Annotated in this window: 19 protein-coding genes; 2 read left to right on the plus strand and 17 right to left on the minus strand. The window is 63.3% G+C overall.

From position 1 onward, the window contains the following. Positions 1-29: 29 nt before the first annotated feature. Together FFY45_RS16035 and dxs are read left to right on the plus strand one after the other, a co-directional pair. Positions 30-686, plus strand: a complete 657-nt coding sequence (locus tag FFY45_RS16035; protein ID WP_176341189.1) for an HNH endonuclease — start codon at positions 30-32, stop codon at positions 684-686. 187 nt (positions 687-873) lie between these two features. Then, positions 874-2,790, plus strand: a complete 1,917-nt coding sequence (gene dxs / locus FFY45_RS16040) for a 1-deoxy-D-xylulose-5-phosphate synthase (RefSeq protein ID WP_176341259.1) — start codon at positions 874-876, stop codon at positions 2,788-2,790. Positions 2,791-3,294: 504 nt separating this feature from the next. Here dxs and FFY45_RS16045 read toward each other — a convergent pair. The 17 genes from FFY45_RS16045 to FFY45_RS16125 form a co-directional block, all read right to left on the minus strand. Then, positions 3,295-4,551, minus strand: a complete 1,257-nt coding sequence (locus FFY45_RS16045; RefSeq protein ID WP_176341190.1) for a glycosyltransferase — start codon at positions 4,549-4,551, stop codon at positions 3,295-3,297. Continuing rightward, complete coding sequence (locus FFY45_RS16050) at positions 4,536-5,153, minus strand: hypothetical protein (RefSeq protein ID WP_176341191.1); 618 nt, start codon at positions 5,151-5,153, stop codon at positions 4,536-4,538. The genes FFY45_RS16045 and FFY45_RS16050 overlap by 16 nt, the downstream gene beginning before the upstream one ends. Beyond that, complete coding sequence (locus tag FFY45_RS16055; protein ID WP_176341192.1) at positions 5,131-6,285, minus strand: glycosyltransferase family 21 protein; 1,155 nt, start codon at positions 6,283-6,285, stop codon at positions 5,131-5,133. The genes FFY45_RS16050 and FFY45_RS16055 overlap by 23 nt, the downstream gene beginning before the upstream one ends. Further along, positions 6,276-7,235: an NAD-dependent epimerase/dehydratase family protein gene (locus FFY45_RS16060; RefSeq protein ID WP_115040684.1), complete on the minus strand. Its 960-nt coding sequence runs from the start codon at positions 7,233-7,235 to the stop codon at positions 6,276-6,278. The genes FFY45_RS16055 and FFY45_RS16060 overlap by 10 nt, the downstream gene beginning before the upstream one ends. After that, positions 7,232-8,080: an MBL fold metallo-hydrolase gene (locus FFY45_RS16065; RefSeq protein WP_176341193.1), complete on the minus strand. Its 849-nt coding sequence runs from the start codon at positions 8,078-8,080 to the stop codon at positions 7,232-7,234. Before FFY45_RS16065 ends, FFY45_RS16060 begins: the two co-directional genes overlap by 4 nt. A gap of 35 nt (positions 8,081-8,115) precedes the next feature. Next, positions 8,116-9,147 (minus strand): 3-oxoacyl-[acyl-carrier-protein] synthase III C-terminal domain-containing protein, encoded by a 1,032-nt coding sequence (locus FFY45_RS16070; protein WP_176341260.1) that lies wholly within the window; start codon positions 9,145-9,147, stop codon positions 8,116-8,118. A gap of 129 nt (positions 9,148-9,276) precedes the next feature. Further along, complete coding sequence (locus FFY45_RS16075; protein WP_176341194.1) at positions 9,277-10,296, minus strand: TraB/GumN family protein; 1,020 nt, start codon at positions 10,294-10,296, stop codon at positions 9,277-9,279. 92 nt (positions 10,297-10,388) lie between these two features. Further along, positions 10,389-10,850 carry a cupin domain-containing protein gene (locus FFY45_RS16080; RefSeq protein WP_176341195.1) on the minus strand — a complete coding sequence of 154 codons (462 nt, stop codon included), beginning with the start codon at positions 10,848-10,850 and terminating at the stop codon, positions 10,389-10,391. Positions 10,851-10,884: 34 nt separating this feature from the next. Then, a complete protein-coding gene (locus FFY45_RS16085) occupies positions 10,885-11,679 on the minus strand; it encodes a WecB/TagA/CpsF family glycosyltransferase (RefSeq protein ID WP_176341196.1) in 795 nt (264 codons plus the stop codon). A gap of 4 nt (positions 11,680-11,683) precedes the next feature. Continuing rightward, positions 11,684-12,478, minus strand: coding sequence for a polysaccharide pyruvyl transferase family protein (locus tag FFY45_RS16090; protein WP_006449127.1), 795 nt, complete (start codon positions 12,476-12,478; stop codon positions 11,684-11,686). A gap of 40 nt (positions 12,479-12,518) precedes the next feature. Further along, complete coding sequence (locus FFY45_RS16095) at positions 12,519-13,718, minus strand: GumK N-terminal domain-containing glycosyltransferase (RefSeq protein WP_006449128.1); 1,200 nt, start codon at positions 13,716-13,718, stop codon at positions 12,519-12,521. A gap of 64 nt (positions 13,719-13,782) precedes the next feature. Further along, complete coding sequence (locus tag FFY45_RS16100) at positions 13,783-15,267, minus strand: lipopolysaccharide biosynthesis protein (protein WP_176341197.1); 1,485 nt, start codon at positions 15,265-15,267, stop codon at positions 13,783-13,785. Between the two features lie 17 nt (positions 15,268-15,284). Then, the gene (locus FFY45_RS16105; protein ID WP_168958440.1) at positions 15,285-16,334 is read right to left on the minus strand and encodes a glycosyltransferase; all 1,050 of its coding nucleotides are present in this window, start codon (positions 16,332-16,334) and stop codon (positions 15,285-15,287) included. Next, complete coding sequence (locus FFY45_RS16110) at positions 16,331-17,473, minus strand: glycosyltransferase family 4 protein (protein ID WP_176341198.1); 1,143 nt, start codon at positions 17,471-17,473, stop codon at positions 16,331-16,333. The genes FFY45_RS16105 and FFY45_RS16110 overlap by 4 nt, the downstream gene beginning before the upstream one ends. Before the next feature lie 67 nt (positions 17,474-17,540). Next, on the minus strand, positions 17,541-18,629 hold the full coding sequence (locus FFY45_RS16115) for an acyltransferase family protein (RefSeq protein WP_176341199.1): 1,089 nt from the start codon (positions 18,627-18,629) through the stop codon (positions 17,541-17,543). 13 nt (positions 18,630-18,642) lie between these two features. After that, positions 18,643-19,734 carry an acyltransferase family protein gene (locus FFY45_RS16120; RefSeq protein ID WP_176341200.1) on the minus strand — a complete coding sequence of 364 codons (1,092 nt, stop codon included), beginning with the start codon at positions 19,732-19,734 and terminating at the stop codon, positions 18,643-18,645. Beyond that, complete coding sequence (locus FFY45_RS16125) at positions 19,731-21,017, minus strand: polysaccharide biosynthesis protein GumE (protein WP_176341261.1); 1,287 nt, start codon at positions 21,015-21,017, stop codon at positions 19,731-19,733. Before FFY45_RS16125 ends, FFY45_RS16120 begins: the two co-directional genes overlap by 4 nt. Between the last annotated feature and the right edge of the window lie 22 nt (positions 21,018-21,039).

A 21,039-nucleotide genomic window follows, 5' to 3' on the forward strand; every position in this document is an offset into this window, starting at 1 on the left:
TCAACGATCGGGTATAAGCTGTTTTCCCGATGGAGACAGACACTCACGCACGTGGTGTGATCGTCCCCGGCGGCTTCGATGCCCCGGTCGCGGGCAACTCTGTCGCTGCGTTTCAGCAACTTCCCGCACTACGCCTGCTCTCGCTCGATGCGCACGGCCGGGTGCTGGACTGGATCAACTGGCAAGACGCCGCCTGTCTGTACGCACGCGGCGCGGTCTCCTGGACGCTGGGCGAACCGTGCATGCAGATCCATGGCGGCATCTCGCGGCTGACCGGCGAGCGCAGCGTGCTGGAATTGCATCCCATCATCGCCGCGCGTGGTCACGCACGCTCGCGCGCACTGGACCCGACTCCCACACTCAGCAACACCGCGTTGTTCGCACGCGATGCGCAGCTGTGCCTGTATTGCGGCCAGCACTTCAGCCGCCCGCAACTGACCCGCGACCATGTCATGCCGGTGTCCAAGGGCGGTCGCGATACCTGGGAGAACGTGGTCACTGCGTGCTTCCAGTGCAACTCGCGCAAGGCCAACCGCACGCCACAGCAGGCGCATATGCCGCTGCTGGCGGTGCCGTATCGGCCGAGCTGGATCGAACATCTGATCCTCTCCAACCGCAATATCCTCTCCGATCAGATGGCGTTCCTGCGCGCGCAGTTGCCCAAGCGCTCCAAGCTGTCGCTGTAGTTCGCGCGCCCAGCATGCATCTGCGCGTCCAATCGGGTGCGGCAGATTGCCGCATGCGCAGGCGTCCACCGTGCCCGCCAGCAATGGCGGCGAGCGCAGCCATCACTTCCCGCTGACAGCTGAACCGGTTTGCTTGCCGGGCCTTCGCATGGGGAGGACAATATGGCTTCAGAACATTGACACGATGATGATCGATTCCACCCGCTATCCGCGCCTGTCGCGCATCCAGACCCCCGACGATCTGCGCCGCTTCGACGAGGCCGACCTCACGGCGATCGCAGAAGAACTGCGTTCCTACCTCATCGAGTCGGTGGGCAAGAGCGGCGGGCACTTCGCGGCGGGCCTGGGTGTGATCGAACTCACCGTCGCCCTGCACTACCTGTATCAGACCCCGGTCGATCAGCTGGTGTGGGACGTGGGCCATCAGACCTACCCGCACAAGATCCTCACCGGCCGTCGCGACCAGATCCACACGGTCAAGCAGAAGGACGGCGTGGCGCCGTTTCCCAAGCGCGAAGAAAGCATCTACGACACCTTCGGCGTCGGCCATTCGTCGACCTCGATCTCGGCCGCGCTCGGCATGGCGATCGCCGCGCAGCGCAACGGCGACGAGCGCAAGGTCGTGGCGGTGATCGGCGACGGCGCGATGACTGCCGGCATGGTCTACGAGGCGCTCAACCACGCCGGCGGCATGGACCCGGAACCGAACCTGCTGGTGATCCTCAACGACAACCGCATGTCGATCTCCGAAGCGGTCGGCGGGCTGACCAAGATGCTGGGCCGTGCCAGCGGCAGCCGCACGCTCAACGCGATCCGCGAGGGCGGCAAGAAGATCCTCGGCGACAAGAAGAACAACCCCACCGCGCGCTTCGTGCGGCGCTGGGAAGAACACTGGAAAGGCATGTTCGTGCCCTCCACGCTGTTCGAGGAAATGGGCTTCCACTACACCGGCCCGATCGACGGCCACGACCTGCCCAGCCTGGTTGGCGCACTGAAGACTTTGCAGACGCTCAAGGGCCCGCAGTTGCTGCACGTCATCACCACCAAGGGCAAGGGCTACGAGCTGGCCGAAGGCGACCAGATCGGCTACCACGCGGTGGGTCCGTTCGATCCGAGCAAAGGGCTGATTGCCAAGGCCGGCGCCAAGAAGCCGACCTATACCGATGTCTTCAGCGACTGGGTCTGCGACATGGCCGCCGCCGAGCCGACGCTGCTGGTGATCACACCGGCAATGCGCGAAGGCTCGGGCCTGGTGCGTTTCAGCAAGGAGTATCCGCAGCGTTATTTCGACGTGGCGATTGCGGAGCAACATGCGGTCACACTGGCCGCCGGCATGGCGACCCAGGGCGCAAAACCCGTCGTGGCGATCTACTCCACCTTCCTGCAGCGCGGCTACGACCAGTTGGTGCACGACGTGGCGGTGCAGAAGCTCGACGTGCTGTTTGCGATCGATCGCGGCGGCGTGGTCGGCCCGGATGGCGCCACCCATGCCGGCAATCTGGATCTGAGCTTCCTGCGCTGCGTGCCGCATATGGTGGTGATGGCGCCGGCAGACGAAGCCGAGTGCCGCCAGATGCTGACCACCGGCGTGCGCTACGAAGGCCCGGCAGCTGTGCGCTACCCGCGTGGCACCGGCCCAGGCAGTGCGCTCGACACATCGCTCACCACCTTGCCGATCGGCAAGGCGCAGCTGCGTCATAGCGGCGCACGCATCGCCCTGCTGGGCTTCGGCGCGAGCGTGGATGCGGCAGAAGCGGTCGGGCGCGAACTCGGCCTGACCGTGGTCAACATGCGCTTCGTCAAACCGCTCGACAAAGCCATGCTGCTGGAACTGGCCAAGAGCCACGAAGGCTTCGTCACCGTCGAAGACAATGTGGTCGCCGGTGGCGCGGGTTCGGGCGTGGCAGAGCTGCTCAATGCCGAAGCGATCATCATGCCGATGCTGCACCTGGGCCTGCCCGACAGCTTCCAGCACCACGCCAGCCGCGAAGACCTGCTGGCCGACGCTGGCATCGATCAGGCCGGTATCCGTGCCGCCGTGCTCAAGCGCTGGCCGCAGCTGATGGTCAGCAAGACGCCGTCGTTGAATGCTGCTGCGGGCTGAGGCTTGCGGTCAGTAGAGTGACTTGGGGCGGCTAACAAAACCTCTCGAACGCTTTATCGATGGCGACAACGTGATGGTCGCACTCGCCTTCGTTGGATACTGGAGCGATGTCGGCAATGGCAATGCCATTGCTCGGATCGACAGGAGCCGAGCATGACCGCATCGGACGGTCGCGCCGCGCGCATTGCCCGCAACCACGCACACCGACCCTCTAGACTGGCCCTTGCCCGTCAACCGGCGCGGGACCTTACGCGGCATGGATGCCGCGTAAGAGCTTACAAGGACGTACTTGCGGCGTGTCCCGCGAGGGTGGGCGGGCAAGGGCCCTGCATCCAAGCTGCAGATCAGCCGGCTGCGCACACTTGGCAGTTTTGTGAGCCACTCTTGGATATTCAGTCCCGGCAGGCGATTGGAGATTCGCCTGCCCGTATCAACCGCGACCCAAGCGTCGTGTTGACGCGGCTGCGCTGACGCAATGCGCGACCGATCTCGCGTGGCGACGCATCAGACCTGCGGCACCACACCGGTCTGCGCAAACGTATTCACCAACCGCATGATGCGTGCCTGCGCATCGATGGCATGCAGCTCCGTTTGCAATCGACGCACGCCTGACGGCAGCTCGCTCGTGCCAAGCGCCTCGCGCAACAGTGCCGCCAATTCGTCCAGCGCGCGCAACCACCAGGCCGCTCCGGCGACCTGCAGGCGTGCGGCGTGGTCGAACTGGTCGTAGTCCAGCGGATACACGATCGATGGCAAGCCGGCAGCGAGGCAGGCATACAGAATGCCGGCGCCGCCATGGTGCACCACCAGCGCGTAGCGATGCAGGTGCTGCGCATAGTCGACATACGGCAGACGTTGATAGTTGCCGTGCGCCTGCTGCTGCGGCGCTGCGGTATCGCCATCGCTGAAATGGAAGATCACTTCCGGGAACTGCGGCGCCAACGCGCGCAGCACCGCATCCATGCGGTGTTTGACCCAGTGCAGATGCGTGCCCAGCGTCACCAGCACATGCCGCTGCCCAGCGACGAACTCAGGCGACGCAACTACCGATGGCGGCGTACACAACTGCGGCCCGACGAAGCGCACCGCCGCAGGCCAGCGCTGCGCCAACTCGAACGACGGCAGACCCAATGCCAGGATGCACTGTGGCGAATACACCGCCTCGCTGCGATCGCTGCGATACATCGCCGACAATCCGCAGGCATGCATCTGGCGCCGATAACAGGCATGCAAGCTTCGTTTGAATCCACGCGTCAAACGCCGCGCGATCGCATGCCAGATCCGCTGCGTTACTGTGGTCGCCGGCAGCAGACCGCCGAAATACGCTGGAGGCCCGTCGACTGTTTCGATCACGCACGGCGACGGCATGCTGGTCCACCACGCGATGTCCATCGCCTGCGCCGCCAGTCCTGCGCTGGGCAAGGTGAAATCGACGATCACCAGGTCCGGCCTGCGCTCGCGCCAGCGCGCTTCCAGCACATCCCCCATCCGCGCCATCAACCCAAGCGCGTTGTGCAGTTGTCGACGCAAGCGCAACGGGTTGTGGCCCACCGCGTGCGGTGGGTTGGCGATTTCCAGCAACAGCCGATCGGCTTGCGCATCCAGCACACTGACTGCGCTCAGCCCGCATGCACGGATGCGCGCCTGCGCCGCTGGCGTGCTGATGACCTGCACCTGGTGATGCGGCGCCAGCTGACGGGCGATCGCAAGGATCGGATGCAGGTGCCCGCTATATGGCGGCGCGATCAGATCGATGCGCATCTACCCTCCCCTTGCACGGCGTGTTCGACCGTCGCGATGAACGCCTGGCAATCGGCGAGCACCGCCGCGTTACGCAAGTAATTCATGTGCCCGCACGCGGGCCTCAGATCGATCGCAGCATCGAACAGCGCGCGCGAGATCCAATCGCGCTGCCCTTGCAACACGCGCAACTGTGCGAACGAGGCAGGTGCGTTACAGACCGGACCGTAGGCGAACACTGCCAGACGCGTACGCAGTTCCTGCGGAAGCTGCAGCGCGGTGAGTAACTGCAGGCCGCAGCTACCAGCCAGCACTACCGTGATCGGCGCCTGCTCCAATAGCGCCATAACACGCTTGCGATCGGCGTCCACGATACGTGCGGCGCGTGCGGCCAGGTACTGCCGCGCGTTGGAGAGACTGGCGCGCCATAGCGGCATGCGTTGATGCGCAGCGCTATCAGGGCGATACGGATAATTGCAGTCGATCAGTTGCCGGCCCGGGCCTTGCAGCTGCTGCAAGAAGTGCTGCTGTTCCATGCTCAATGCGCAGCGCTGCGGATCGCTTTGCCCGGTAAGGAAGGCGATTTGCAGAGTAGCGCTGTCAATCGGCACGGAAACGCCCATCCGGCAATACGCGGTAACGACGCGTGCGCCAGCGGATCGTGCGCACCACAGCTGCATGCAGCAGATGCAGCGGCTGTAGAACTTCGGCGCAAATCGACAGCAATGGCCGGTGACGAATCGCTCCGCTGACGCGCCATTGCACCAGACACAGCAGCAAGGCACGCAGCAGCAACGTAGTCAGCGCACACGCGATTGCCAGCCATGTTGGCTGCACGCAAACACACAGCAGCAAGCACGTCAGCAACAGCGGAGGCAGCCCCTGCAGTACGAAAATTGCGCTGCGTACGCCCAACGTCTGACGGCGCAGCAGGATCAGTGCGAACAACATCCACCGATGCATCTGACGCATGTAACTCGCAAGATCAGGTATCGCAGTGCGCATCGCCACCGGCGCGGTGGATTGGCACACGCGCCCACCGCGCTCACGCACCAGTGTTGCGAACGCCAGGTCGTCGGTCAGTTGCTCCAGCAACGCGGCAAACCCGCCCCAGGCGCGCAGTTGTTCGGTGCGTGCCGCATAGCACATGCCATTGATGGTCAGCGGCGCGGAGAACGGCAGCCAGCCCAGATAGGTGAGCGCCGCATTGTTGTTGACGAACTGCGACAACAGGCGGCCAGCCAGCGTTGCGCTGTCCTGGTAATACGGCAGCGCAGTGACGACATCGGCGTGGGTCAGATCCTGCAACAACCGGGCAAGCGCACTGTTGCTCAGCTGCGCATCGTCGTCGAGGATCAGGCTGATCGGTGCGCGCACATGCGGCAGCGCGTAGTCGAGTTTCCATGCTTTCGGATTTACACCAGGTGGCGCCGGAGGCACCAGCACCCGCTCGATGCGTCGCTGCGGATACAGCATCACCAATGCATCGGCAACCATATTTCCTGCGCGATCCTCCGCATCCAGCAGCCAGATGAAGTATGCATCCGGCAGTGCTTGCAGGTTGGCGGCAAGCACCTGCTGCAAATGCGCGTCGCCGCCGAGGATGGGCTGCAATATCGCCACCTCGGCCTGGGTTGCAGCGGCATCGCTCGATGGCCGCGCGCGTGCGCCGCGCACGACCCACAGCACCGCAGCCGTCTTGACCATCAGCACCGCCAGATAGGCCGCTGCCAACGCCAGTGCGGCTACGTCCATTGCGCCGCCTGCCAACGTACGAACGCCTCGATACCTTCTTCCAGGCCAACGCTGGGTTGCCCGAGATCGGCAAGCGTGCGTCGCGGATCGAAGGTCTTCGAATAGGCAAATGCGCCAACGCCGAAGCGGGTGATCGGCGGTTCGCCGCGCAGCCGCAGCAGGCGGTAGGCCGCTTCCACCACGCTTGCCATGCGCAGCGCGGTTGCGATACGTACCTCGCGCTGCGGCAACGGCAGCTGCAGGCGCGTCAGCAAGTCCATTAGCAGCTGCTGCAGATCCACCGGCTGTGCATTGGTGAGGTTGTAAGCCGACTGCAACCGCGGCGCGGTGGCCGCGCGATAGAGGTAATCGCACAACGTATCGATGTAGATCAGATCGCCGATCACCGGCTGGGTCTGGCCGACAAAACGTGGCAACGCGCCTTTGCGCGCAGCGGCGATCACGCGCGGGAACAGCACCGTATCTCCCGGCCCGAACACTGCGCGTGGGCGCAACACGGATTTCTCGCCTGGATAGTGATCGAGCAAGGTTTCGCCAAGATATTTGGTCTGCGCGTAGGTATTGACGAATGCCGGCCCGATCGGGCTGTCCTCGGTGAGGTCGTATTGATGCGCCTCGCGATAGAACACCGAACTCGACGACACATACAGCAGACGCGGGCAGCCATTGCGCTTGCAGAACTCGATGACGTTGGCGGTGGCCTCTACATTATGCAGCTGGAACTGCGTGCGCGTTCCCCACGGCGATGCCAGCGCCGCTGCATGAATCACCACATCCGGCTGCCACTGCAGCGAGAACGGCCGGCTCAGATCGATGCGGTGGTAATTAGGTAGATCGCTGGCGCGGCGACCGATGCCATGGATCTCCACGCCCGGCTGGCCCTGGAAACGGCGCAGGAACGAACCACCGACAAAACCGGACGCGCCGGTCACGAGAATGCGCAGGCTCATCGCCACTCCGGTTGATAACGGTCAAGGCTGGGCTGGCAGTGCGAAGGCAGGATCGCCAGCTCGGGATGCGCTTGCGACAGCCCGTGCAACTGCTGCACGGTGCGCTGAAATGCTGCCCAATCGTGCATCAACAAACGCGTGGGCCATGCAGGCCACTGCAGCGTTGCCCACGTCGCCGACGACCACACCGCGTCGGCACACAGCAACACCTCGCGGTCGTGTTGATCGCGTAACCACAGGCCCATCTGCCCAGGCACGTGTCCGGGCAACGGCACCGCCAGCACGGTGCCGTCTTCGAACAAATCGTAGGCCTCACCCAACCCTTGCCAGGCACCGGTCAGCGCGCGCACTGGAGCTTGTTCGGCGAACTGCAGCCGTCGATCGAAATCGGCCGGCAGCAGCTGCGGCAACAAAGCGCGGCGCAAGCCGCCAACACGCGAACAACTACGCAGCTGTTGATAATCCGCACGCAAGCAAATGAAGCGCGCATTCGGCAGGTCGCGCAGACCACCCACATGGTCGGCATGGAAGTGCGAAATCAGGCACCAGGCAATCTCCTCCAGCTGCACGCCGCGACGCGCCAACTGTGCGCCCAGCGTTTCGTGCGCGGGCAAGCTCACCGGTGTGGTCCAGCGGTACAGGCACTCGGGCCAGGGATCGGTGGCGCGAAAGAAATGCGCGGCATAGCCGGTGTCGTACAGCAGCGCCCCACGCTGCGGATGCCGAATCAGCACACTCAATGCCGGGAACTCCACCGCATGCCAGTGCCCGTCCGCACGCACCATGCGCTCGCAATGGCGACAGTGGCCGATGCGCAACAATTCGAGCGACACGCGCGTTGGCATCAGGGCATGTCCTGTTCGGGAAGAGCGCCCACGCCTTAGTACCGCAATACCATGCCGCCGATCGCCAGCCCGGCGCCGGTGCCGAGCAGTGCGAACAGATCGCCGCGCTGCAGACGCTGCTCGATCCGCGCGTGATGCAAGGCGTGCGGCAACGACGCAGCGACCTGATTGCCGGTGGCATGCAGGATGCAAATCACCTGGTCGGGGCGCAGCCCCAATGCCTGCACCACATGATCCAGACCGCCGCCGGAGGCCTGATGCGGCACAAAGCAGCGCAATGCGTCTGTGGTGGTGCCCGCCTCGCGCAGCAATTGCTCCCAGAAGGCAGGCAGGTAGCGCGCCGCGAAGCGGTAGGCGCCGCGCCCATCCATGCTGAAGGTGCGCGCAGCATCGGGCGCATTTTCTTCGCCACGCGGATAGCGCGTGCCGCCGCCGCGAATGCGGCACAGATCGGCGCCACTGCCATAACTGGACAGGCGACTGGACAGCAGTGCCGAGCCTTCATCTGGCGCGCTGCGCCCCACGATCACCGCAGCGGCGCCATCGCCAAACAACCCGGCTGTAGCCGGCGCCGATGCATCCAGCCCGCCCGATGCCACCTCACTGGAGACGATCAAGACGCGCTGGTAGCGCCCGAGCGCCAACGCGTTCGCGGCCATGTCCAATGCCACCAGAAAACTCAAACAGGTCGCATTGACGTCGAACGCAGGAATACCCGAATCGCCCAGGCCAAGCGCGCGCTGGATCAGTACCGCCTGGCAGGGAATCGGCTGCTCCATGACGCTGCAGGCCGAGATCAGGCAATCGATGTCGCCGGCCTCGATGCCTGCGCTGGCCAGCGCCTGGGTCGCGGCGGCGGCGCCCATCGACGATGCGGTCTCGCCCTCATCCACGTAATGGCGCGTGGCCACACCCGAGCGCGCGAACGTAGTGCCCGCCGGCAACTGCCAGCGCGCGTCCAATTGTTGCGAGGTCACCTCCGTCGCGGGGACATGGCGCCCGGTGCCCAGAATGCGCAGCGGCAATGCGTTCAACGCGGAGGTCTCATCGGACAAGGCGCGCAGCATAACGTGGCTGGCGTTGGCCGACTCGATCGATCGCACGCTGCGCATCGCCTGCAGGCGAAAAAGGCCATGGCGCGGCCGATCAATCCCCTGGAGCGGCCATCCAAGCCGCTCTGGACTCCGGCCAACACATCAAGGCGCTTCCACCGCATACCCCATCGCCTGCAGCCGTGCTAGGTATCCATCCGGCGCCGTCAGCCGGCTGATCGGCAGCACCGCGAAGGTGCTGCGGTTGCGCTGCAACGCCGTGGTCGCGATGCTCAGCCAGTGCTCGCGCATGCGGCGTTCGAGATCGTCGATACCACGCGCCTTGGCCGCACCGGAGCTGGCCATCGCGCTCATGCAGGCGGCCTGCGGATCTTCGCGCGGCAGTTGGCGCAGCGCTTCGATATCGCCCACCGACCATGCGTTGGCGCGCTCGACCATCGTGGGCAGATCGCGCTCCACTGTCACCAGAATGCTGCGAAAGCACGCGGTATCGTCCATGCCGCCGGCACGGAAATCCTTGATGGCCTGGCGCGGGTCCTTGATCTTGTAGTCCAGCGCTGTGGGGGTTGGCTTGATACCTGCGCGCTTGGCGGCACGCTCCACCACCGACCAGATCACCGGCGAACGGGCAAGGCCAGAGCGCTTGATCGCCGCCTGATACAACTCACCGGCGGCCAGCATCGGGCGCTTGCGCTCCACGCCCCGATCGCCACCGATATAGCGTGCCTTGGCCAGGCTCCAACGGGCATACAGATCGGGCGGCAATACCTCGCGCAGTTCGCGGCCGTCTTCGTTCTTCATCGCCTTCATCGCGGACGGCAGCAAGGTCAACTTGCCGAAAAATCCCATCTCCGCATCGATCTGCACGGTCGGCGCCATCAGGACCTGCTGGGACTGCCCGATGATCGTTTCCACCTCGGTCGACTGCCACTGCAGCCGCTTCGGCAATGGCGACAAGGTGCCCAGGATCCACAACACATGATCGCCCTTGCTGACCTTCCACAAGCCAGGGCCGGGTTGCACGCCGCGCACCACCATCGCTTCCAGATCGACCACCGCCGGTGGCGATGGCGCAGCCACTTTCGGCGTGGTGCTATCACTGGCCGCCGCCAGCAGCGACACCAGCATCAATCCGACTCCCCACACCGCCCCCTTGCCTCGCATCACATGTCGCCCCTGTGTGAGACGCGGACATTACGCCAAGCCCGCCACCGCCGCGTTAGGGAAGCGTTCGGCATTGCAGGCCCAACCGTGGCTCAGCGCGAGACCAAGGCTGCTAACTGCGCGGCCAGCGGCGAGGCATCGTCGAGCAGCGCGAATCCTTCCCACACGAACCCGGGCGAGACCGTGCAACCCACCAGGGTGAAATCGCCAAGCGAGCGTGCTGCTTGCCAGCAGCCGGCCGGCACCACGTGCATCGGCTCACCGCGCTCGGCCGCATCCAGGATCAGGCGTCGCAACTGCCTGCTGGCTTCGTCGTAAATCAGCAGCTCCAGCGCATCGCCTTGCTGCCAATGCCAGCTTTCCTCGGCGTCCACGCGGTGCCAGCTACTGCATTCGCCGGCACTGAGCAGAAAGCGGATCGCGGTCAGCGCGGGACGCGTGTGCCCGCCATCGGTGATCTCCCGAGCAGACGCATAGACACGACGGAAGTGCCCTCCTTCCGGATGCGGGGCGAGGTCTAACGAGCGAATCAGATCAGCGGCGGTTGGATGCATCCCTGCATGCTAAGACAGCGCGCGCCGCCGTGCATCAGGGTAAATGCTTGCCAGCACGCAGACAGGTGCGGAAGAACACCAGCAGATCCCAGCTATAGCGCTTGAGCAGACGGCGTGGCTCGTGGAGCAGCCGATACATCCATTCCATGTGCAGACGCTGCACCCACTCGGGCGCACGCTTGGCGGTGCCGGACAGAAAATCCAGCAGCGCGCCGACACCGAACACCAGCGGCACCGTCAGCGCCTGGCTGTGATCGAGGATCCAGCGCTCTTGCAAGGGGTTGCCGAAGGCCACCAGCAGCACATCGGCGCCGGAGCGGTTGATGCGCTCGGTCAGGCCCTCGCCCGCCGCGGCAAACTCGCCGTAGCCATCGCACATGCCCACCACCTGCTGCCCCAGCGTGCCGGTCAGCGTGGCGGCCGCGGTCTTGCCCACGCTGGGGCGCCCGCCCAGCAAGAAGAACTTGAGCGGATGCACAGCGTGGCGGCACAGATACGGAATCAGATCGGTGCCATTGAGATTGCCGGCAAAGCGGCGGCCATGGATCAGCCGCGCGGCCAGATCCATGCCGATCCCGTCATTGACGATGCGCACGCTGGGCTCGCGCATCCGCATGCGCAACGCCTGGCATTGCACGATGAAATTGGTGTTGGCAAAGAACACCCGACGCCGCTGCTGCGCCGCCAGCGCATGGAACAACTCCAGCGCAAAGGCTTCTTGCGTCGTGGACAACACCGGAAACCCGCCAAGCGGAATCACCACGCCTTGGGGTGGCGCGCCATTGGAGGCAGTCGTCGTTTCGGTTTCCACGCGCTGGCCCTGCATCATCGAATCACCAAAGGTCGTAAGGGAATGCGGCCAGCAATCCGGCCTGCAAACTCGCCAGGTCGAACTCGCCGTTGCCGCCCAGATCAAGGCACTCTTCCACGCTGTTGCCCGAATGCCACTGCGTGCGTCCGGTACCGTTGTAGTAGTCGTCGTACTTGAAGCGGTCTTCGCCGTTGCCCCAGTCCAGATACACCGCCGGGATCCCGTACGCCTCGGCCAGGATCAGCCCGTGCAGCGAGCTGCTGATCACCAACTCGGCGCCCAGCAATGCGCTCATGAAGGTCGCAGGCTTGACGTTGGGAAACACCAGATGGTCGGCATACGCGCTGTATTTTTCGACCGGCTCGTTGAAGTGCGGAACGATGGCGAACGGACGCTTGTTTACCGCGCCAAGCGCATCGGCGGGAAAGAACATCGGCGTCAGCAGACCGGGGTCGCCATAAACCTCGGGCACCGCGATGCCGCGCTCCATCAAGAATTTGCGCGTCTTCGGCCCACGCACTGCACGCACATCGAGCGTACTGAAGGTGTTGCGTTCGGCCGGAATCTTGCCGTTGATGCCACTGCCCCAGACGGTGTCGCCATCTTTGGCAAAGTGCAGCACCGAGCCGATCGCGATCAATTTCTTGCTGAGATCGCGCTTTTCAATCAGCGTTTTGTCCTGCAAGGACAGCACGCAGGAGACGATCACCTTGGACAGGTGATCCCCCATGTTGACGCCAGCGTTTTTCGGCTGCCACCAGAACAATGCACGACGTTCGGCATGTTCTATCCACTTCTGCAGTAAAGCGTTGGCCATCGTGAGGGATCTCCTTTAAAAAACGAATGAGCGCGCCGCATCAATGCGAGAGCGCAGCCTCCGCAGAGGTGCGCGCGGCTGCGCCGGTGTTGTGCGGGTACAACCGGGTCTCTGGATACGCACCGGGATTGAGCACGCGATCGGTGGTATCGGACCAATTCAGGCACTGGCGATAGCGCACGTGCGGCGCTTCCAATGCCAGCCCGATTGCCGCAATGATCGAATCAGCGTCGCCCGGAGTGTAGCCGAAACGCGACTGATAGGGCCCGACGACGACGTTCGGGCAGACTGCCGGCAGCCCAAAAAAATCGTACTGCAATAGCTTCATCGAGCTGTCGGCCAGATAGATCGGCACCTGCTCGGATGCATAAGGCGCGATACCGAAACGGGCGTGCTTGATGTAGCCGATGGTCTCGACGTGTTTCATTTCGCCATAGACCGTCACGTTGTCGCCGTAACCAGGATGACGCCCCATGCCCGAGCCGATCACATGGAAGGTGACGTGCGGAAAGGCCTTGCTGGCGACAACGAAAAATTCCGGATCGAACAACATCGAGCCCACTGCCACCGCGTGGATGCCCTCGCCATACGGCGATGGGTCGCCCAGCTGGTCCAGGTTGTGATCTACCCCATGACCGACGTGATAGACGTTGTCGCGGCTTGCCACTTCCTCGGCCATCGCCGGCGACACCAGCGCGATCACATCGAGCGTTGGCGCAACACGGTCGAACTCGCGCTCGATGTAGGAAGCGACATTGATCGTGCTCAATGCATCGGATGCACGATAGACCAGCTTGGCCGCAGGATTGATGCGCTTGGCGAGCTCAATGAAAGCAACTGCAATGCCACTCTCGAACACGATCACGTCCGCCTCGCGCATCCAGTCAAGCAACTGACGCGGTGGATGCGCGGCGTACCAGCGAAACATCGCATCCTCGACCGCACGTAGCCACGCGCGGCGCGTATTGAACGGGTGCACTGTGGTGCGCCACAGATAGCAGTCGACCCCCTTGTGCGAGACGACAGTGTTCGCCGTTTCATCCAGCGGCAGTCGCATGTCGCCCTTCATGCGCGACAACCTGCTATAGCGCAGCGAGAAAAATCGCGTGGTCCCGCGCAATGCCAGTTGATCGGTGATGAAGTGGATATTGGCGCGACGCGGCGTACGGTAATCGTGTGCGGACAAGACCAGATAGCAAGGCCGGGCAATGCCGGTAGCGGCGGCGGGTGTGTCGCTCATGGGCCGTGTCCTATGGATGAATGGAAAAGAGCATGCACAAACGCAGGCGAGGACAGTGTCGATCTCATCGGCGTGCCTTGGCCTGGGTCAGTAATTTGCGGATGTTGACGATGGACAGCACATCGCGGCGGAACGCCGGCCAGATCGCCAGAGCCAGCAGACAGACGACTGCCATCGCCCCTGCACCAGCGGCAAGTTGCTGCCACAACGGGCCACCGGCCACGACGGAGGCGTAGTACGCGCAGCCACCGGCCACACCGTAGGCCACCATCGGGCGCAAGGCGTTGGTAAACAGCGAGCGTACTGGCGCGTCGGAAATCTTGCCAATCCAGACCAGCGACAACGGCCAGATCAGTAGCAGCCCGAACGAATAGCCGATCGCCACGCCCATCGCGCCCCAGCGCGAACCGGCAAAGATGCAACCAATCAGCACGATGCGCCCGACCAGCGAGTAAATCAGCTGCTGGCGCATCAATCCCTTGGACAGGAAGACCCAATAGGTAGCGTAGGACGCGGTCTGGAAAATTCCACCCAGGGTCAACACCTGAAACAACGGCACCGCATCGCGCCACTGCTCGCCAAGCACCAGCACGATCAACGGCATCGCCAGCGCACAGGAAAAGGCGAACAGTGCAAAGATCAAATGCACCATCACTGTCTGCCCACGCAGCAGAAAGGCGTTGAAGCGCTCGCGGTCGTCCTGCAGCTGCGACAACACCGGCAACGCCACGCTGGTCGCCGGCGCGTTGATCTGATTCAACGGCATCATCAGCAATTGGAAGGCGCGGTTGTACAGGCCCAGTGCGTCCGGGCCGGTCCGCCAACCGATGATGACCTGGCCGACATTGCGGCTGGCATATCCCAGCAACTGCGCGGCCATCAGATTCCAGCCGAAGCTCATGAAATCGCGCATCGGCGCGGCACGCTGGTAGCCACGCGGCAACCAGCGCGAGCAACTCGCGGCGATCAAGAAATTGACGCTGGCTTGCACCACCTGCTGCACCACCAGCGCCCAATAACCCCAACCGAGCAACGCCGCAGCAACAGCTGCAACCAAGCCCAGCACCTGCGAACCGACATCACTCAACGCCACCTGCCCGAAGCGCAGACCACGGCTCAGATGCGCGCGGTACTGCGTGGTCATGCCGTTGATCAGGAAGGTCACCGCCAGCGCCTGCGAGATCATCACCAGCGCCGGCTCTTTGTAGAAATTGGCGATCAAGTGAGCAGACGCATACACCACCACCGATAGCGACAAGCCGATACCGCTGTTGATCCAGAACAGGTTGTCGCGTTGTTCGCGGCTGACATGCTTGGCTTGCACAGCAGCGGCGGACAGACCGAAATCGCGCAGGATCTCGGCTGCACCGACGATCGCGGTGACCATCGCCATCAGGCCGTAGTCGTAAGGCGTCAGCAACCGCGCCAGCAAAATGATGCCGCCGAACTGCACGACCATCTTGGCGGACTGGCCGATCATGGTCACCGCTGCGCCACCGGCGGCACGCGAACCGAGGCTGCGTGGTGGGGGCGGCGTGGGGGATGTCATCGTTGGGATCTCTGCGGTCACAGCGCGGCGTCTCCATCCTTGCCGAGCGCTTCCAGGTAGGTGCGGTAGTGCAACTGTCCGATCCGTGGCCAATCACGTTGCGAAAGATCCGGTGCCGGGCCGCGTGGCGCGGCGCGTACCTTGTCCAGCATGCCGGTCAGCAGCGCTGCATCGAAGTCGCCTTCATAGAGAAACACCCAGCCCGGGCCGACTTCCTCGGCAATGGCCGCATTCGACTCGCTCCACGGTGCCAGCACCGGACGCGCCAGCGACAACGCCAGCAGCAGCGTGCCGGAGTTGTGCATCTGCCGATACGGCAACACCACCAGCTCGGCCTGGCTGACTTCGCGCGCCAACACCGGCTCTTCCACATAGGCCAGCAGCGCGGTGACACGTGGATCTTGCGCGCAGGCATCCTCCACCAGCGTGCGCATCTGCGGCGTGGCGGGGTTGCCGACGATGCGAAGATTCAAGCGCGCATCGTCCACTTCGCGCATCACATCCAGCAGCGTTTCCACACCCTTGTACGGACGAATCAAACCGAAGTGCAGCAGCCGCCCCGGTACCGTACTGCCCTGTTGCATGGTCGCGAACCAGTCGCGGTAATGGCCATGCAGGATGGTGTCGGTGAACGGCGGTCGCGGCGGCGTGGTCGCATTGATGCGGATCCAGCGACGCGTCAAACGGTCGATCCACCGCAACAGGTTACGCTCACGCCAACCGCGATCTTCGTGCGGCGCCAGGTTGTGCAAGGTACGCACCACCGGCGTGCCGGTCAGTTGTAGCTTGAGCAACAACAGCGCCGCACACACCTGCTTTGCCAACGTGCCGGCAGCACTCGGATGACGCAGCAGATACTCCGGCCAATGCAGATGCAGTACGTCGTAACGCGACAACAACGCATCGCGCATCGAGAAGAAGCGCGGTTGCACCGCATCCGGCAACGAAGCGTAGAGCTGAGTCAGATACGGATTGGTGTTGGCGTTGGGCTTCTCGGTGGAGAACAGCACGGTGACCTGCGGTTGCGTGGCCGCACGCGTCAGCGAGGCAGACGCAAGCGCACTCATCGCACCGCCTCCTGCGCGCGGCGCGTGCCCAGCGCGGTGTGGTACTCGTCGATATAGCGCCCCACCACATGTTTCCAGTCGTAGCGGCTCACATACGCCATGGATGCCGCGCGACGCGTATCGAAATCCGCATCCGACTGCAGCGCAAGCGCCTGCACCTGATCGGCCGCTATCTCGAGCCTGTCGCGATTGACGATCACGCCCTGACCGGACTCGCCGGCAAGACGCACGAACGGGGGGATATCGCTGAGGATCGGAATCAGGCCCGCACTCATCGCCTCGACCGCCGCAATGCCGAACCCTTCATGCCGGGACAGGCACACGAAGAACTGCGCCTGATGCATCAACGCCCGCAACTGCTCCTGCGAAGGCGACATGCTCAGCTGCACCTTGTCCTGTAGACCACGCTCGGCGATCGCCTTGCGCAGATCGGCCTCGTTCAAATCGTACTCGCGGCCGGCGATGATCAGCCGCCACTGCGGGTCGCGCCTGAGCGCGGCCTGGAGCAACTCCAGGGTTTCGATCAACCCCTTGTTCACCGACCAACGCCCGAAATACAGCATCGTCCGCCCCGGCGTTGTTGCGCCCTGCCCTGCGTACTTCTCCACATCAACGCCGTTCTCGATCACCCGCAAGCGCGCCTGCGACACCACCTTGGCGAACAGATCGCCATCGTTCTCGCTGGTAGCGATCACCCGCGCATACGCCAGCGCAGAGGTGCGGGTCAGCGTCTGAAACCACAACTGCTTCATCCGCGAGGCGTAGGCGGTATGGAAAAACCCGCCATGCGTGGACACCACCATCGGCTTGCCATGCAGCGGCTTGGTCAGCGCAAGATAGTCGTAGAAAAAATCGATGCCATGCAGATGCACCAGATCCGCCGAGCGAATCGCACCGAGCACCGATGGCGCAAACGGGTAGCGCGACGAACCGCGGTAACCGATGCGCCGGATCGGCAGGCCCTGATGCGTTTCCTGCGCAGCAAGTTGCGCGCCTGAATCGGTGAACACCCGGTCCAACGTCACGATCTCCACCGTATCGGCACTGTTGGCCTGATGTTGACGGGCCACATTGAGAACGACTTCCTCCATGCCTCCGATCGAAGGATGGAATTGGCGGACAACATGCACCACTTTCATTACGCCAATCTCCTGTGCCCGCAACGCGCAACTGCGTGTTGCGACGGCTGATGATTCTGGAAGCTCGTCATTTACCTTTCAACCCCAACATCCACGGCGCAATGCGCACCAACACTGCACGCATCGGCACACTGGCAAGAATCGCCACCGTGCACAAACTCATCGCCCATGCTGGCGTGCCGATCATGCTGGGTGCGATCACACCGGTACGTGCCACCACGCTGGTGAGAACCAGAAACACCAGCGTATGCGTGCACAGAATCAGCAAGGTGTTGGCGCCAATCCACTGCAGCCAACGCCATTGCCGAACGAAGTAGGCAACGCACAAGGTCATCGCCGTGCCCAGCAGGCTGACCAGCAAAAACACCGCAGCGGACTGCCCGAACTGCAGATTGTTCACATCTACTTGCCCGTTCCATGCCGCCAACCACCACCAGGCTGCTGCCAGCACCGGGAGTGCCAATGCCCACGCCATGGCGCCAAGCGATCGCAGCGCATCGGCGTAGCGCGATAGCCAGCCGCCAACGGCGATGAAGAACAGCGCGACCGGCAACACGTCCAACGCAAACGGAAGCCGCAGCTGCAGCGACGGGAACCAGCCGGCCCATGCCAATGCAAGCGGCAGGCAGGTTGCAGCCAGCACCGTCGTACTCAAGCGCGCGCGCAATGCAATGTAGGCGAGCGTGGTGACAAACAGCGCCGGCAAAAACCACAACGCCGGAAGCACGTACAGGCTTGCGCCGTTGGCCCAGAACAGACCCGCAAACGGGTCCCACCACGGCAGGCTGTGCGATGGATGCGCCGCGCGGCTGGTCACTCCCATCAATATCCAGCAAGCGTAGGCCACCAGGAAGAACGCAAGGTAGGGAATGAGTAGCGTGCGCGCCAACTTCTTGATCGTCGCCACCGTCATTGCACGGCGGCCGAAGCGCTCGCCCACCCAGCCGGACAGCACAAAAAACAACGGAACGTGAAAGCTATAGGCGAACAGCTTGTAGGCCGCCGGCATGCCGCTGGCATGCCCCAACACCACCAGCACGATGGCCAACGCTTTTGCTGCATCGATCTGCCAATCGCGGGTCAACGCCGGTGCTGACGCGGCCCTGGCCCCCGAGCTGTCGTGCCTGGCTGCAGTGGAATACGGCGCGGTCGTCATGGCGCGGTGCCGGTCATGCCGCCACCGGGCGGGCACCCAATGTCCACGGCGCGAAACGCATCAGGAACCAGCGCAGCGGCACGCATGCGGCCAACGCGAAGATGGTGACGAACAACGCCCAGCCAAGCCCCGGACGCGAGGCACCGAATCCGCCAGCCAGTGCCGCAACACCGGAAAGCACAAAAAACACCAGCATGTGCGTGCACAGGATCAACAACGTATTGCGCCCGATCCACTGCACCCATGCCCAGCCTTGCACCAACCGCGCGGCGCAGATCACCATCAGCGACCCGAGCACCGCGCTCAACAGAAACAATGCGTGATTGCGACCGAATTCCAGCATGTTGACGTCGATCCGGCCGTTGACATCAGCCAACCAGGCAACCGCAATCGCCAGCACTACCGTCGCAAGCACGCTCCCAACCAATGACTTCGGCAGGTGCGGCGAGAGGTGGATCAGCAAGGCGCCAAGTGCATAGAAGCACAGCGACACCGGTAGCACATCCAGCCCGAAAAAAATCCGCACACCCTGCGCCGGGAACCAGTACATCCAGAACCAGGCCACGGCCAGCGATGCCACCGCAATCACCACCGGCGACAGCCAGCGGCGCAGCAGCACATAACCAACTACCGTCACCAGCATCACCGGCAGAAACCACAACGGAGGCTGCACGTACAGGTCCGGGCCGATCCCGGTGAACATGGCCACGATCGGCTCCCACCACGGGTGGCTGCCCCAGCGCGCAGCTTTTTCGCCGATATTGCGCGTCAGCAGCCAATACGCATAGCCAAGCAGATAGAACACCACATACGGCAGCAACAAGCTGCGCGCCTGCTTGCTGACTGTCTGCGATAGCCCGGTGGCGCGCGAGGCGTAGCCGGAGGCCAGCCAGCCGGAGACCAGAAAAAACAGCGGCACGTGGAAGCTGTAGGCGAACAAGGTCATGCCGTGCGGCACGCCCTTGGCGTGGCAGAACACCACCAGCAAAATCGCGATCGCCTTGGCGGCATCGATACGCAAGTCGCGACCGCGTTGCGGGGTGGCGACGTGTGCGCCGGCAGTCGGCAAGACCGGCTGCTGTGCCTGCGTCGCCGCCAGACTCATCGCGCCCCTCCCGCAGGCAATGGCAACTGCGCGCCATCGTCGTTTGGATCCTGCTTGCTCAGGTTAGCCGTCGTTGCAGCAGACCAGGTCGGCAGCATGTGCCACATGCAGCCGCACACGAACCACCACAGCGCCGAGGTCTTGATCGAAAAGTAGCCGTTGGACACCAGCAGACTCAGCGCGAACGCAAAGATCGCCAGATTCTTGAACAGCTGCCCTTCCTTGCTCGGCATCAGCAGCAGGAACGAATAGGACAACAGAAACGCCAGCACGCCGACGATCGACTGCGATGCGATGAAGTAGGCAATACCACTGTCGAAGTAGCGATACGCCTGCGCAAAATCCAGGCCCATCCAGGACTCGAACGACAGGTTGTTCATCGAATACACCGTGAAGAATATCCGCCCCATCGTGGTGTCTTGATACGCGGTGATCCCGGTGATCCACACCAACAACCACGCGGTCATGATCACCACCAGAAACACCAGGAACGCCAATCGCTGATCCAGGCGTCTCAATAGTGGCGACAGCAACACCATCAGCACACAGGTGCCCGCCGCGAGTCGTCCATCGGAGGCAACGATCATGAAACCGATCAAGCCCACCGACAGAATCAGCATCGACGGCCGCATCCAACGCCAGAACACCAACACGATCGCGGTGAAGAAGCAGATGTAGTTGCCCATCGTCACCGGCTCGATGAACATCGAGGAGGCGCGCGGCAGATTGGAGCCCGGCAGGAAGTTACGCTCGCCCGGGCGCGTGGCGCTGACGAACAGATTGCTGTCTTCGTTCCAGAAGCCTTCCGCGCTCATGCCACGCGCATTGACGAAGAAGCTCTTCGGATTGACCAGATCGCCGTAGGCGCTTGGCATCGCCAGCTCGAAGGCGGCAACCAGCGAGACGATGATCGTCATGCGCACGAACAGCTTGGGCACCGACCCGGTATAGGCCGAACCCAGCACGACAAACGCAAACACCACCAGGGCATCGCGGAAAAATTTGGGATCGATCTGCCAGTTCACCAGAAAGCGCACGAACATCAAGGTGACGATCAGCCCCAACCCGCTGATGATCAACGCGATGCGCTTGCGGCTCATCGAACCCAGGCCAAGCAGGAAGCACGCGGCGTAGATGATGAACTCGACGGCGTAGGTGATCACCGGACGCACCGTGAACACGTTCGCGTTGATCAGCGCCAGCACCAGGTTGTAACCCACGCCCACCAACAGCGTCAGTTCGATCAGCAGGTTATGCCAGCGAACGCGGGCCTCGTCGCTCATTCGGATCAGCATGCAGACGCCT

The organism is Xanthomonas hortorum, assembly GCF_011305375.1.
Lineage (GTDB): Bacteria > Pseudomonadota > Gammaproteobacteria > Xanthomonadales > Xanthomonadaceae > Xanthomonas > Xanthomonas hortorum_E.